Origin of the sequence: Paenibacillus andongensis (genome assembly GCF_025369935.1) — a bacterium.
GTDB classification, from domain to species: Bacteria; Bacillota; Bacilli; order Paenibacillales; family NBRC-103111; genus Paenibacillus_E; species Paenibacillus_E andongensis.
The window spans coordinates 1,754,706-1,769,239 of the sequence record NZ_CP104467.1 but is presented as its reverse complement, the minus strand read 5'-3'; the positions used below and the strand labels follow the sequence as shown (position 1 = coordinate 1,769,239).

The following is a 14,534-nucleotide window of genomic DNA, read 5'->3' as shown; positions in this document are numbered from 1 at the left end:
CCCTGAAGACTAGATACGAAACTTACGTAAAGTATTTCAGCTTAGGTTTATTGGTTAAGCCCTCGACCGATTAGTATTCGTCAGCTGCATGCATTGCTGCACTTCCACCTCGAACCTATCAACCTCGTCGTCTACAAGGGGTCTTACATACTGGGAAATCTCATCTTGAGGGGGGCTTCGCGCTTAGATGCTTTCAGCGCTTATCCCCTCCGTACATAGCTACCCAGCGATGCCTCTGGCGAGACAACTGGTACACCAGCGGTACGTCCATCCCGGTCCTCTCGTACTAAGGACAGCTCCTCTCAAATTTCCTACGCCCGCGACAGATAGGGACCGAACTGTCTCACGACGTTCTGAACCCAGCTCGCGTACCGCTTTAATGGGCGAACAGCCCAACCCTTGGGACCTACTTCAGCCCCAGGATGCGATGAGCCGACATCGAGGTGCCAAACCTCCCCGTCGATGTGGACTCTTGGGGGAGATAAGCCTGTTATCCCCAGGGTAGCTTTTATCCGTTGAGCGATGGCCCTTCCATTCGGTACCACCGGATCACTAAGTCCGACTTTCGTCCCTGCTCGACTTGTAGGTCTCGCAGTCAAGCTCCCTTATGCCTTTGCACTCTGCGAATGATTTCCAACCATTCTGAGGGAACCTTTAAACGCCTCCGTTACATTTTAGGAGGCGACCGCCCCAGTCAAACTGCCCACCTGACACTGTCCCCATACCGGATTACGGTACCAGGTTAGAACTCCGATACGATCAGGGTGGTATCCCAACGGCGCCTCCACCCAAGCTGGCGCTCAGGCTTCAAAGGCTCCCACCTATCCTGTACAGATCGTACCAAAGTCCAATATCAAGCTGCAGTAAAGCTCCATGGGGTCTTTCCGTCTTGTCGCGGGTAACCTGCATCTTCACAGGTATTAAAATTTCACCGGATCTCTCGTTGAGACAGCGCCCAAGTCGTTACGCCATTCGTGCGGGTCAGAATTTACCTGACAAGGAATTTCGCTACCTTAGGACCGTTATAGTTACGGCCGCCGTTTACTGGGGCTTCAATTCATAGCTTCGGGTTTAACCCCTAACCACTCCTCTTAACCTTCCAGCACCGGGCAGGCGTCAGCCCGTATACTTCGCCTTGCGGCTTCGCACAGACCTGTGTTTTTGCTAAACAGTCGCTTGGGCCTTTTCACTGCGGCCCCCTCGGGCTATTCACCCTACCGAGGCACCCCTTCTCCCGAAGTTACGGGGTCATTTTGCCGAGTTCCTTAACGAGAGTTCTTCCGCGCGCCTTAGAATTCTCTTCTCACCCACCTGTGTCGGTTTGCGGTACGGGCACCTTCGCCTGGCTAGAAGCTTTTCTTGGCAGTGTGAACTCATGACCTTCGGTACTTAAAGTTTCCCTCCCCATCACAGCCCAGCCTTACGGTTAGCGGATTTGCCTACTAACCAGCCTCACTGCTTGGACGAGCATCCATCAGCTCGCGTCACTATCCTTCTGCGTCACTCCATCGCTCATAACGGCTACGGTGGTACAGGAATTTCCACCTGTTGTCCATCGACTACGCCTTTCGGCCTCGCCTTAGGTCCCGACTTACCCTGAGCGGACGAGCCTTCCTCAGGAACCCTTAGGTTTTCGGCGGATCAGATTCTCACTGATCTTTTCGTTACTTATACCGGCATTCTCACTTGTATGCGCTCCACCTGTCCTTACGGTCAGAATTCAACGTACATACAACGCTCCCCTACCCATGCACATACGTGCAAGCCATAGCTTCGGTGGCGTGTTTAGCCCCGTTACATTTTCGGCGCAGAGTCACTCGACCAGTGAGCTATTACGCACTCTTTCAATGGTGGCTGCTTCTAAGCCAACATCCTGGTTGTCTGTGCAACTCCACATCCTTTCCCACTTAACACACACTTGGGGACCTTAGCTGATGGTCTGGGCTGTTTCCCTTTTGACAATGGATCTTAGCACTCACTGTCTGACTCCCGGATTTAAGTTTGTGGCATTCAGAGTTTGACTGGACTTGGTAACCCTTGGCGGGCCCCGCACCCAATCAGTGCTTTACCTCCACAACTCCACATCCGAGGCTAGCCCTAAAGCTATTTCGGGGAGAACCAGCTATCTCCGAGTTCGATTGGAATTTCTCCGCTACCCCCACCTCATCCCCGCATTTTTCAACATGCGTGGGTTCGGGCCTCCAGTGAGTGTTACCTCACCTTCACCCTGGACAGGGGTAGATCACACGGTTTCGGGTCTACGTCCACGTACTCAAGCGCCCTATTCAGACTCGCTTTCGCTGCGGCTCCGCCTTTTCAGCTTAACCTCGCACGGGAACGTAACTCGCCGGTTCATTCTACAAAAGGCACGCCATCACCCATATAGAGGGCTCTGACTTCTTGTAAGCACACGGTTTCAGGTTCTTTTTCACTCCGCTTCCGCGGTGCTTTTCACCTTTCCCTCACGGTACTGCTTCACTATCGGTCACTAGGGAGTATTTAGCCTTGGCAGATGGTCCTGCCGGATTCCGACGGGGTTTCACGTGACCCGCCGTACTCAGGATACCTCTAGGGGTTTCGTTCGATTTTGGCTACAGGGCTTTTACCTTCTATGCCGGACCTTTCCAGATCTCTTCGCCTACCGAACTAACCCCATATCGAGGTCCTACAACCCCAAGGGGCAAGCCCCTTGGTTTGGGCTATTCCGCTTTCGCTCGCCGCTACTGACGGAATCACTTTTGTTTTCTTTTCCTCCAGGTACTTAGATGTTTCAGTTCCCTGGGTATGCCTCTACTATTGCTATGTATTCACAATAGAGTAACTGCGCATTACCACAGCTGGGTTCCCCCATTCGGACATCCCCGGATCAAAGCCTGCTTACGGCTCCCCGAGGCATTTCGTCGTTCGCCACGTCCTTCTTCGGCTCCTAGTGCCTAGGCATCCTCCGTGTGCTCTTTCTAGCTTAACCTAGAAAAACATTTAAAGAATTTTGCAAGATCATAAGATCAAGCAACCTAAGTTCTTACTTTACGTTTTGTTTCGTTATCTAGTTTTCAAGGAACAAGTAGTTGAAGGAAAATTCATCCTTCAAAACTGAACACGAGTGAGTAAACTGTTTTGTGCTTTCGCACTTGACTGGGTCTATCAGACCCGAGTCTCCATAGAAAGGAGGTGATCCAGCCGCACCTTCCGATACGGCTACCTTGTTACGACTTCACCCCAATCATCTACCCCACCTTCGGCGGCTGGCTCCCTTGCGGGTTACCCCACCGACTTCGGGTGTTGTAAACTCTCGTGGTGTGACGGGCGGTGTGTACAAGACCCGGGAACGTATTCACCGCGGCATGCTGATCCGCGATTACTAGCAATTCCGACTTCATGCAGGCGAGTTGCAGCCTGCAATCCGAACTGAGATCGGCTTATAAGGATTGGCTCCACCTCGCGGCTTCGCTTCCCGTTGTACCGACCATTGTAGTACGTGTGTAGCCCAGGTCATAAGGGGCATGATGATTTGACGTCATCCCCACCTTCCTCCGGTTTGTCACCGGCAGTCATCTTAGAGTGCCCACCCGAAGTGCTGGCAACTAAGATCAAGGGTTGCGCTCGTTGCGGGACTTAACCCAACATCTCACGACACGAGCTGACGACAACCATGCACCACCTGTCTCCTCTGTCCCGAAGGCCTACGATATCTCTACCGTATTCAGAGGGATGTCAAGACCTGGTAAGGTTCTTCGCGTTGCTTCGAATTAAACCACATACTCCACTGCTTGTGCGGGTCCCCGTCAATTCCTTTGAGTTTCACTCTTGCGAGCGTACTCCCCAGGCGGCATACTTACTGTGTTAACTTCGGCACCGAGGAATCGAATCCCCAACACCTAGTATGCATCGTTTACGGCGTGGACTACCAGGGTATCTAATCCTGTTTGCTCCCCACGCTTTCGCGCCTCAGCGTCAGTTATAGGCCAGAAAGTCGCCTTCGCCACTGGTGTTCCTCCACATCTCTACGCATTTCACCGCTACACGTGGAATTCCACTTTCCTCTCCTACACTCAAGTCAACCAGTTTTGGATGCGAACCGGGGTTGAGCCCCGGGCTTAAACACCCAACTTAATTGACCGCCTGCGCGCGCTTTACGCCCAATAATTCCGGACAACGCTTGCCCCCTACGTATTACCGCGGCTGCTGGCACGTAGTTAGCCGGGGCTTTCTTCTCCTATACCGTCACACAAAAGGCAGTTACTCCTCTTGCTGTTCGTCTAGGGCAACAGAGCTTTACGATCCGAAAACCTTCATCACTCACGCGGCGTTGCTCCGTCAGACTTGCGTCCATTGCGGAAGATTCCCTACTGCTGCCTCCCGTAGGAGTCTGGGCCGTGTCTCAGTCCCAGTGTGGCCGTTCACCCTCTCAGGTCGGCTACGCATCGTCGCCTTGGTGAGCCGTTACCTCACCAACTAGCTAATGCGCCGCAGGCCCATCTATAAGCCACAGATTGCTCCGTGTTTCATAATTCTCTCATGCGAGAAAACCAGTTATCCGGTCTTAGCTATCGTTTCCGATAGTTATCCCGGTCTTATAGGCAGGTTACCTACGTGTTACTCACCCGTCCGCCGCTAACTTATCCCGAAGGATAAATCCGCTCGACTTGCATGTATTAGGCACGCCGCCAGCGTTCGTCCTGAGCCAGGATCAAACTCTCCATAATAGAAAATCTATTTGAAAGCTTAATTGCTCATTTGCGTTGCTAGCGAGATTTTGCAATCTCTTTTTTGAACGATTTCTCGTTTGTGCTTACTCACTCGTTGTTCAGTTTTCAAAGATCAATTTCTTTCATTATTCCGAGCTGCTCTCGCGGCCGGATTTATAATATAGCATATTCGCCCAACCAATTGCAAGCTTTATTTTTACTTTTTTCGATAAAAATTTCAACTCGCTTTAGCCGAATTAATAATATATCACGGTAACTTGGATAATTCAACACCAATTCGACATTTTTTTTATAAAGATTCGCGGTTAAGTACTTGCTCTACAAGTTCCTGTTCAAAACGTTCCTTTAGTGAATCATTGCTAGGCCCTACAACCAAGCCAATCTCTTTGAATTCGCGGATCAAGGTTTGAATATCAGCAAGGTTTCCCTCTTGTGCGAATTGCTCTGTTTGCTCGATGACATGATAAGCGATCGCTTGATAAGCATCAGAAAAGCTTTGATCAACATTTGCAGCGCCTCGGTAATCGGCATAATACCTTTTGAATGTAGCCATGAGTGTTTCGTCCATAAATAGTCCAACTCCTAATATAAGTATTTTTGAGCGTAACTCTAAGTCTCTGACAGTTTCCCTCATTAAAAGCAAGATTATACAGCCTAAAAGCACAGTTGGCCCCCTGCTATAAATAAGCAAGGAGCCAACTGCAATGTATCTAACCTTTTCTATATCTTTCAAATGATGCTTTTATTATTTCACATCAATAGAAGTAACTACTTGGTTCTGTCCTTTAAGCTGGATCAGATGCCCTTGTGTGAATGCGCCTAAGTTACCTGTCAAAGCAACATCAGCAGCTACATTATAAATCGTAGTCTGGTTGACACCGTTAATGTTTTGAGTAATGGAAATTGTTGCAATTTTACCTTGAGCATTAAGAGTAGTCGCATTCAACGTACCCAAAACATCGAAGGATTGGTTAACTTCAGCCAATTTCGTCACTTCAACGTAAACAACTTGATTGTTAAAAGTGCGGACTTTCACTTCATCTCCAACTTGAATAGCAGCAGCAGGAACTTTCACGCCGTTACGTAGAACGAATGCTTCCGGATGAAGGGCATATTGAGTTGTAACGCCCGCTTTAGTAAGGGAAAGCGTGTTGTTATAAACCGCAGCGCTTACAGTACCGGTGCTTGTATTTTGATCTTGATCAGGCAGTTGGTCGTTAGTGCGGTCGAGCAACGCAGCAAGTTGTGCGCGTGTAACAGGTTGGTTCGGTCTGAATGTATTGTCCTCAAAGCCATCAACCAATTTCTTCTCGATCGCTTCTTCTACATAACCTACAGAACCCGCTGGGATTTTCTTCGCATCAACAAATGGAAGAGTTGAGTTCATTTTCGCTTTTGCTTCAGCATCCAACTTCAAAGCTTTAACCAACAATGTAGTCGCCCATAGACGATCTGCAGGCTGATTCGGTTGAACAGCATCATCGCTTTCCGTGAACAAATCGTTCTCAAGTGCTACAGCTACATACCCTACAGCCCATGAAGGAATTTTATCAGCATCTTTGAAGTTCAACTTTGTTTGCATTTCTGCAGCGGATTCTGCTTTATCACGCAATCCCATCAAACGAACGGCAGCCGTGATAGCCTCAATGCGGGAAACATTGTTATGCGGTTTGAATGATCCATCTTCATAGCCTTCGAATACGCCTTTGGAAGCCAAGCTTGCTATGTAACGCAGTGCCCATTCAGCACTTTGCATATCATAGAAATTAAGGTTGATTTTGATATTTGTATGAATATTGTTCTTGATTCCGCCTTTGTCACCTTTATGATCATCACGGTCATTACCTTTGGCAAACGCTGCGGAAGCGCCACCCATTACCATTGTAAATACAAGACCAGTTGCTACAAATTTCTTCATAAGATTCTTCTTCATTCAAGTTCGCTCCCTTATTCATATAGTTAGTTTTATTAAGTTGTGTGGAGCCTTCGCGAAGGGTTCCTGGTTATGCTACAAGAATTCGCCCATCCGAATATATTTTGGGGGGTGGACATGAAAATCTTTTCTATCAACCTACTTCTGAGTCTGTTAAATCCACTATGAAACTGCTAAACTTAAATCATATCTGACTATCATTAAAGGAGTTTACACATGCGCTTACGGAATCAGCGAGTTCAACTTATTATTGCTTTAGCCGTTCTGATTATTGTTTTTTTCGCATTTTCGTATAGCAAGGTTTGGCCTAAACAAGGGAACTTGGAACCAGAATCTGTTTCTGCACCAACCATCACGCATACAAACAAACCAATTGTTAGTGAAGCCACTACAGCACCTATTGTCGCAACAAATAATGCGAGTGATAATACATATCCTATTGAACACATCGACGTCGTTGTGATCGGCAGTGAGCTTGAAGGACTTTACCTAGCCAGAGCTGCTGCAGATGAAGGCTTGAAGGTTAAAATACTGGATCCTCATAAAGCTTTTGGAGGTCAGATTCTCCAAAGTCAAATGTTATTTCTCGATGAAACCCGCGACGATCAAGGTCATCTACTCGTACAAGGCCGTGTCAAAGAATTATTCGACGGTTTCCGAAACGCCAAAATTCGTAAGCTTCCTGAATTCACTACATATATGAATAAATTAATGAAAGACATTCCTTTGGAATCTGGCATTGTCATTAATGACATTGAACAAACGAATACACCTGATCATATGAACAAAATCGCTTCAATTGTTTATAGTACGGAGCAGAATGAAAAAAAGAAAATTACAGCCTCCTATTGGGTCGACAACAGTGATTATGCGGCGTTAATCAGTAGATTGGATGCCAAGCGATTGCCAGGTCTTGAGAAGTTCTATGGTCAAAAAGAGATCGAGTATATGAGTGCCGGCATGATGATGAAGTTCAAAAATGTCGACTGGAAAAAGTTTAATACCACTTTTAATCTATTAAAGCCGGAAGAGAAATCAAAGCAATTCGGTGGTGGATATGTCAGTGATAGCTTCGCTATTGGGCTAAGCGGAATGACGAAGGCCTATCATCCTTCCAATGATCGCGTTTTTCTAAGAGGATTGAATGCGGTGAATCAAAGGGATGGGGAAGTACTAATCAACGCCCTTCTTGTTTATACCGTGGATCCTTCAAACCCTGAATCCATCCAAGAAGCTGTTAATCTGGGCAATAAAGAAACACCTTTGATTCTCAATCACTTCCGTAAAACGTTACCGGGTTGGGATCATGCTGAATTAGGCGAACTCCCTACGTATCCTTATGTCCGAGAATATAATCACTATGAAATGGACTATATTTTAAAACCATCTGATCTCCTTTCAGGCACGATGTTCTGGGATAATGTCAGTATTGGCGGGTATCCGCTTGATCTACAGGGCACGAGTGCTAACAAGTGGGGTATTGAAATGGGGCGTCCGGATAAATACGGCATGCCGCTGCGCAGCTTTTTGCTAAAAAATTATGATAATGTCATCGCGGCCGGAAAAAATGTAGGTTCATCAGCTATCGCTTACGGAAGCACAAGAATTCAACCAAACACGAGTCTTGCCGCAGAGTCTATCGGAGTGATATTAGGTCAACTGCATGGCAAGCAAAAACTGAGGGAAATAAAACCCGATGAAATGGCCAAACTTCAGCAGTACTTAGCTCACCGCTACCAAATCAAGCTTACGGGGATAGTAGGTACGAATAAAATTACTGGTTGGAACGAAGAAGAAATTAGAAAGCTCGACTCCGGAGAAATTACATATCCTAGCTATATCAAAACCAAGAAAAAACCTGCTATTAAATAAGCAGATTATTGATGAGATAACCGTGCATTCGCTCCTTGAGCGAATATGCGGTTTTTTTATGCCGAATAGCGTTAAATTTTACGAAAACAAAATAGTTGAAAAAAATGCATACTACGCATTATAATAAGCCATATACTTATTATCACTTATATTCACTTAAGCGAAAGGAGTGAGTATCACTTGTTTCAAGAAGAAAGACTTATTTCAATCGTCGAATACTTAAAATCAAATAAGCGAATTACCGTTGATCTCATTTGTGAGCTTTATGAAGTTTCAAGGGACACAGCTAGACGTGACATGGTTAAGCTCGAAGAGCAAGGGACCATCGTTCGAACGCGCGGTGGAGCCATCCTCCCTACCCTTTCCAAAGAAGTTGGCGATTATGATCAAAGGCTGCAAGCAGAGTCTTCCTCGAAGCTAACGATTGGCAAGACAGCTGCAGCACTCGTTCAAGATGGCGATTATATCATGATGGATGCCTCGACCACAGTCCTTCATGCCGCCACCGCACTTAGCTCCAAACAAAATATCGTCGTGACAAGTTCAATTGAAATTGCTGCTATACTCACTCGTAAAGATGAAACAACGATCCATATTCTGGGCGGTGTACTGGATAACAAACACCATAGCGTATATGGAGCGAAAGCGATCGAGATGTTAAATGACTATCATGTTGATAAGCTGCTCATCGGAACTTGCGGAATTACAGAAGAAGGGCTGTCTGCTCCCAATGAAGAGGATTGTTATCTGGTGAGAGCCATGATGCAGCATGCGGACCAAGTTATTGTACTGGCGGATCATTCCAAATTCGGAAAGCGATTGTTTCATCGTGTAGTAGGCTTCGAGAGTATTGACATCCTCGTAACGGATCAGGCATTAAGCCCTGAGATGAAAGAGAAATTACTTGCATGTGATGTGGAAATCGTATTAGCAGGAGGAGAAGACCAAGATGATTAAACTTATCGTAAGCGATTTGGACGGCACATTACTTGATCATAATAAGAAAGTTAGTTCTAGAGAATTAGCTGCACTAAGGAAAGTTAAAGAAGCTGGTATTGCACTTTGTTTGGCATCAGGAAGAATGAATATTGAAATGCAGCAGGTACTGGCTGAAATTGGTCATCAGGCCTATTCCGTCTCGCAAAATGGCGCATTCATTCATTTAGACGACGGTTCGTTCATGAAATCCCAACTTTTTCAACCTGAATTGGCTTATCAAGTGTACCAACTGCTTAAGGATTTTGATCTCGTCAAGCTCATCTGCTCGGGGGAAGCGAATTATATCACGCATTTGACTCCTGCTTCCGATGAGGTACAATCCCGGACGTTCCAACCTTTTATAGTAAAAGAAGATGTGGAGCAGTCGTTGGTAGGGGATTTTGCTGTTTGTAAGTTCTCGATGTTTGGAAAAATAGAAACGCTTCTTGAGCTTAAGGCTCTAATGGAGGAAAAGCTTGGGGATCAGTTAGAGCTGTTCATTTCCGACAAAGATTGTCTGGATATTATGCCTCTCGCTGTTTCAAAAGGCAGTTCTCTGCTTGTTCTTATAGAAAAATTGGGCTTGCAGCCAGAAGAAATTGCTTGTTTCGGTGACTCTTTCAACGATGTATCGATGTTCGGCATCACTCCTCATAGTTTTGCTATGAAAGGGGCTCATTCGGAGGTCAAACAAAAGGCAATGTACCATGTTGATTCTGTTGCAGAAGCCATTGGTCATGTATTTGCTTATAACGAGAACTTTGCATTAGAACAAAAAGGAAGCACTGCTTTATGAAAAGACTACTTATTATGGGGTGCTTGTCATACTTGTTAACAGGCTGTACCCACGTTATATTTGGCGCTGTTTTACCTGAATTACTTACCCATTACGGACGGAGTTACAGTGATGGTGGAATGCTAGTCTTCCTAGAATTCGGTGGTTTCCTTCTAGGTGTTCTCTCTATGCCTAGTCTTATTCGTCGCATTAGTCGCAGAAGTACCATTACAGCGGCTTTTGGTCTTCTCTTTTTCGCCATGATCGCCATTGTTCTACTGCCTCCTTGGCCTATTACGGTTTGTCTCTCATTCATAGCCGGGGTTGCTTTCGGACTTGTTGAATCCTGTATTAGCACCTTTGTATTAATGGCTGCGAAAAATAATCAAGCGATTGCTTTCAATAAGCTCGAGGTTTTCTTCGGCCTCGGGGCGTTATTTATGCCAATTATATCAAGTATCCTTATTGCCAGCGGCTTATGGAAATATGGATTCCTGCTATTAGGTTTAAGTGCACTCGCTACGGGTATTGTCTGGTCGAAACTTTCCTTAGGCGAGCATGATGCGTTATTAGCTCATAAAGCGGATCGCACACAGCGGACAGAGAAACCCCCTGCACTAACGAAGAGCTCATTAACGTTTCTTCTCCTACTCATGATCGTTTTCTTCTTATATGTAGGAATGGAAAATACCATCGTTAACTTCTTGCCATCCATCTTCACCGATCAATTACATGCTTCCAGCTCCGTTTCGTCCCTCGCAGTAACAGCCTTTTGGTTAGCAATGGTGATAGGACGTATATTCGCCGGTGTAGTTGCCGAGAAAATGACTTATTTCCGTTACTTAGCGGTTTCTTTTGCAGGCAGTCTGCTCACCGTACTCATCTGGGTGTTTAGCACGAATCTATGGAGCAGCTTCGCCGTAGTATTATTACTTGGATTATTCATGTCTGGTATGTTCGCAGTAGCTCTCATTTATGCGAATCAGCTGCTTCCAGGGCGTACGGAGCAAACAACGAGTACGCTTATAGCAGCAGGCGGATTTGGTGGTTCAATTCTTCCCTTAGGTGTCGGTTGGGGGATGGACCGATTTGATGTTGGTGTGTCGATTTGGTTTGTACTGATTGGCATGTGTGTCGTGTTAGGCATCATTTTATATTCTCGGAGATGGAACGTTCAGAACACTCAGTCTGTATAGAGTAAAAAAGAGGCTGTCCAACAAGTAGCTACTTGTGGGAAGCCTCTTTTTTTTTTGCATTTTCAGCATGGTTTGTAGGAGTAAACCTTGCGAATATACATCTTTTTTCTTCTCGGAATAACTGTTATTTGTACAACTTGCCTTCTTACTATTTCCTTACTCCCTCGAGCAAAAAAACGAAACCACTGAAGGAAATAGTTACTTACCGAATGATTATGCATATATCCACATTCTCACTCGGCTCGGCCAAGTCTGTTAGCTAACGATGCTAAACAGGAGTACGCTTCTATATGCCCCAATCCCAAAAAATATAAAAATTTTTTTTCTAAAACTGGCTTATGGGGCTGCCCCTTTTATCGCAACGGCTTTAATTGGATGATGATGGCTTTCTCCTCGAAAAGTACATTCTTTACACCAATAAGTTTTGGCAAGTGATCTTCAATAGGGAGTTCGATAGGCGCAAGTTGAACCCATTCACTTGGTACTTGCATGCCTTTAATGCTTGTATTTCTATGTTGAACGACTAAATTCGGCGGGTTCCAAGCAAGGGTGAACATCATTTGGGCACCGATGGGTATCTTCTCCCGCCACCTCACATTCACGTCAGCCACAAGGTTGGAACCTTGAAGTGTAAGCTTCGCCCCTTCAATTCGAAAATCGTTAGGCAGAACCTGATGGGCAGACAGCTGCTTCTTTACGACATCATTAAGGTCTTGTTCCGTTAGCTGTACCTCTAGCTTCCGGTTCTTAACGATGTCTGCGATCTTACTGCTGACCGTGATTTCTTTATATTCTAGGTTTAAAGTTTCGGTAGGTCTAACATGCCGAACGGCGATCGCAAGTGCAGCCGTAAGGATGATGACCACAACTATGGCGAAAATGAAAAATTTTTTCAGCACGTTTCACACCCCGCAGATACAATTTGTTGTTGCCCGCGTAGATAGGGCTACTCTTTGTTCTGCTGCTTTTCTTTGAGCCAGCGAGGAGCGCCCTTGCTCTTGCGATCTCGCTCGCGCTGGGCTTTACTCACGGCCTTGCTGCCGGCGGCCGTGTTCGCCTGCGCCGCCGGCTTCGCCGGGGCCGCGCTGCTCTGGCCGCGCGCGTCAGGCGCCGCGGCGTTAGTGCGGACCGCGCCCGCTGGCGCGGCAGCATCCCGCGCGCCAGCGGAGCTGCGCGTAGGTGCTGCGCCGCTCGGGCGCGCAGCTTCGCGGCGGCTGCGCATCGTCGCCGCACTGCGGTCCTGGGCCGGGTCGACGAGCCGGCCCTCGAACATCGCCTTCGGCGCGATCGTGATGCCGAGCTGCTTCTCGAATTTCTCGAGAATGAACTGCTCCTTCGGCGTCACGATAGAGATGGTCGTGCCCTCGCGGCCCATCCGACCGGTCCTGCCTACGCGGTGGAGATAATACTCCGCGTTAGTCGCAGGATCCAAGTGGAAGACGTGGGTCACGCCTTCAATATCAAGCCCTCTTGCGGCAACGTCCGTTGCCAGCAGCAATTGAAATTTCCCCTCGCGGAAATTCCCCATCACTTTGGCTCGATCTTGTTTGCTCGCTTCTCCGTACAAGGCTTCAACAGATAAACCAACGTACTGGAGTTTGCCCACCACTTGGGCAATATCGTCCGTAACGTTGATAAACACGATAGCTGATGTAGGCTTAATTAGTCGCACAAGTCTTCTTAGCGTATCAATCTTTTCACGCTCCTGACACACGACATACATATGTTCCAATGTTTCGGCTGTGCGCTGGCTCGGATTGATTTTAATAATTACAGGATCTTTGAGCCATCTCCCCGCAGCTTGCTCGGTGCTTTGAGGGATCGTCGCAGAGACAAACACCATCTGACTGGACTTAAGCATTCCTTTAAGGACTGCTTCAACATCCTGCATGGAACCCAGCTCGAATACTTGGTCTACTTCATCAACAATACCTATTTTCACATGATGTAGCGTTAGCTTCTTTATTTTCATAAGTTCAAGCAAGCGACCCGGCGTACCAACAACAATATGAGGGTGTAATCGAAGCTTTTCTACTTGTCTAACAATGGCCGCTCCACCGATAAGAGATTGAGAACGAATCGGTCCACCCTCTGTGAACTTCTCAATTTCCTGCATGATTTGCATACCTAGCTCCCTAGTGGGAACGACAACAAGCACCTGCAGTTGTTTTTGTGTAGGATCGATTCGTTCTAATGCCGGAAGCAAATAGGCTAATGTTTTTCCCGTACCTGTTTGTGATTGAATGATGGCATCCTTCCCTTGCTTTAAAACAGGAATACCTTCGGCTTGAATGGGTGTTGGCTCACCAATCCCTAATTCTTGCAATTTATCTAAATAGGACTGCGCGATCTGCAGTTGTTCAAAGCTTGTACTCAATTTACGAAAACCCCTTTTCTCATCCAATCTAATCTTCTTATTATATGCCACGCCGTAAAACGATACAAATCGACAACCTCGAAAGTAGAAATAAGAGTCCTAAAGGACTCTTATCCGCCAGATCCCCACTCTTCAAGCAGTCTCTGTTTAATCACATCACGTGCCCGGAACAAGCGTTGTCGAACAACTCCCTCCGTTACACCAAGCTCAATAGCCATATCTTTGTAAGATAAATTATGGATCCATTTCATCGCAATAATTTGTCTGTAGGAGGGACTAAGCTGATTGACGTAGGTGATAATAGCCTCGCGCATTAGCTTCAGCTCGACTTCTTGATCCAGTGGGACCAGATATTCAGATGTTGATGCCGCTTCCTTGACGAAGAGGTTGAGTTCAGCTTCCAGCTCATCTCGGTTGCGCTTGTGCTTACGAAGATGATTCAGTGTAACATTCCGAGTTAACTTCTTAACCCAGCTTTCATATTTATCAATCTCAGTCAATAAAGGCGCTTTACGAACAGCCCTAAGAAATGACTCTTGGATAATGTCTTCCACCGTCGCATGATCCCTCAATATGAAGTAAATCATGGGATATACGAGGAGATAGAACTCTTGATATATCTGTTCCTGCACGCTCTTATCTAATGTATAAAAATCGCTGCTGAATATCTGTCTCAGAGACTTCGAATTAAACG

9 protein-coding genes and 2 rRNA genes are annotated in these 14,534 nt (G+C 46.5%); 4 read left to right on the top strand and 7 right to left on the bottom strand.

All coding sequences use genetic code 11. From position 1 onward, the window contains the following. Nucleotides 1-50: 50 nt before the first annotated feature. The 4 genes from NYR53_RS08195 to NYR53_RS08180 all read right to left on the bottom strand — a co-directional run bounded on the left by NYR53_RS08195 (nt 51) and on the right by NYR53_RS08180 (nt 6,642). A 23S ribosomal RNA gene (locus NYR53_RS08195) occupies nt 51-2,968 on the bottom strand. A gap of 196 nt (nt 2,969-3,164) precedes the next feature. After that, nucleotides 3,165-4,706 (bottom strand): 16S ribosomal RNA (locus NYR53_RS08190). Together the 16S and 23S rRNA genes form the textbook arrangement of a ribosomal RNA operon. Before the next feature lie 292 nt (nt 4,707-4,998). Beyond that, on the bottom strand, nt 4,999-5,277 hold the full coding sequence (locus NYR53_RS08185) for a hypothetical protein (protein ID WP_261304719.1): 279 nt from the start codon (nt 5,275-5,277) through the stop codon (nt 4,999-5,001). A gap of 177 nt (nt 5,278-5,454) precedes the next feature. Further along, a complete protein-coding gene (locus NYR53_RS08180) occupies nt 5,455-6,642 on the bottom strand; it encodes an S-layer homology domain-containing protein (protein WP_261304718.1) in 1,188 nt (395 codons plus the stop codon). 216 nt (nt 6,643-6,858) lie between these two features. On the opposite strand from NYR53_RS08180, the gene NYR53_RS08175 reads away from it, so the two are divergent. The 4 genes from NYR53_RS08175 (at nt 6,859) to NYR53_RS08160 (ending at nt 11,463) form a co-directional block, all read left to right on the top strand. Then, nucleotides 6,859-8,514, top strand: coding sequence for an FAD-dependent oxidoreductase (locus NYR53_RS08175; protein WP_261304717.1), 1,656 nt, complete (start codon nt 6,859-6,861; stop codon nt 8,512-8,514). Between the two features lie 180 nt (nt 8,515-8,694). Next, on the top strand, nt 8,695-9,471 hold the full coding sequence (locus tag NYR53_RS08170) for a DeoR/GlpR family DNA-binding transcription regulator (protein WP_261304716.1): 777 nt from the start codon (nt 8,695-8,697) through the stop codon (nt 9,469-9,471). Next, the gene (locus NYR53_RS08165) at nt 9,464-10,288 is read left to right on the top strand and encodes an HAD family hydrolase (protein WP_261304715.1); all 825 of its coding nucleotides are present in this window, start codon (nt 9,464-9,466) and stop codon (nt 10,286-10,288) included. Before NYR53_RS08170 ends, NYR53_RS08165 begins: the two co-directional genes overlap by 8 nt. Next, complete coding sequence (locus NYR53_RS08160) at nt 10,285-11,463, top strand: MFS transporter (protein WP_261304714.1); 1,179 nt, start codon at nt 10,285-10,287, stop codon at nt 11,461-11,463. Before NYR53_RS08165 ends, NYR53_RS08160 begins: the two co-directional genes overlap by 4 nt. Nucleotides 11,464-11,816: 353 nt before the next feature. Here the strand turns inward: NYR53_RS08160 and NYR53_RS08155 are convergent, their stop codons facing one another. The 3 genes from NYR53_RS08155 to NYR53_RS08145 all read right to left on the bottom strand — a co-directional run bounded on the left by NYR53_RS08155 (nt 11,817) and on the right by NYR53_RS08145 (nt 14,472). Next, on the bottom strand, nt 11,817-12,362 hold the full coding sequence (locus NYR53_RS08155) for a hypothetical protein (protein WP_261304713.1): 546 nt from the start codon (nt 12,360-12,362) through the stop codon (nt 11,817-11,819). A gap of 47 nt (nt 12,363-12,409) precedes the next feature. Next, nucleotides 12,410-13,840, bottom strand: a complete 1,431-nt coding sequence (locus tag NYR53_RS08150) for a DEAD/DEAH box helicase (RefSeq protein ID WP_261304712.1) — start codon at nt 13,838-13,840, stop codon at nt 12,410-12,412. A 110-nt stretch (nt 13,841-13,950) separates the two neighbouring features. Then, nucleotides 13,951-14,472: an RNA polymerase sigma factor gene (locus NYR53_RS08145; protein WP_261304711.1), complete on the bottom strand. Its 522-nt coding sequence runs from the start codon at nt 14,470-14,472 to the stop codon at nt 13,951-13,953. Between the last annotated feature and the right edge of the window lie 62 nt (nt 14,473-14,534).

Coding starts and splice junctions, on each gene's coding strand:
- NYR53_RS08165 (WP_261304715.1), top strand. CDS start 9,464: ATGATTAAACTTATCGTAAGCGATTTGGACGGCACATTACTTGATCAT.
- NYR53_RS08180 (WP_261304718.1), bottom strand. CDS start 6,642: ATGAAGAAGAATCTTATGAAGAAATTTGTAGCAACTGGTCTTGTATTT.
- NYR53_RS08175 (WP_261304717.1), top strand. CDS start 6,859: ATGCGCTTACGGAATCAGCGAGTTCAACTTATTATTGCTTTAGCCGTT.
- NYR53_RS08185 (WP_261304719.1), bottom strand. CDS start 5,277: ATGGACGAAACACTCATGGCTACATTCAAAAGGTATTATGCCGATTAC.
- NYR53_RS08160 (WP_261304714.1), top strand. CDS start 10,285: ATGAAAAGACTACTTATTATGGGGTGCTTGTCATACTTGTTAACAGGC.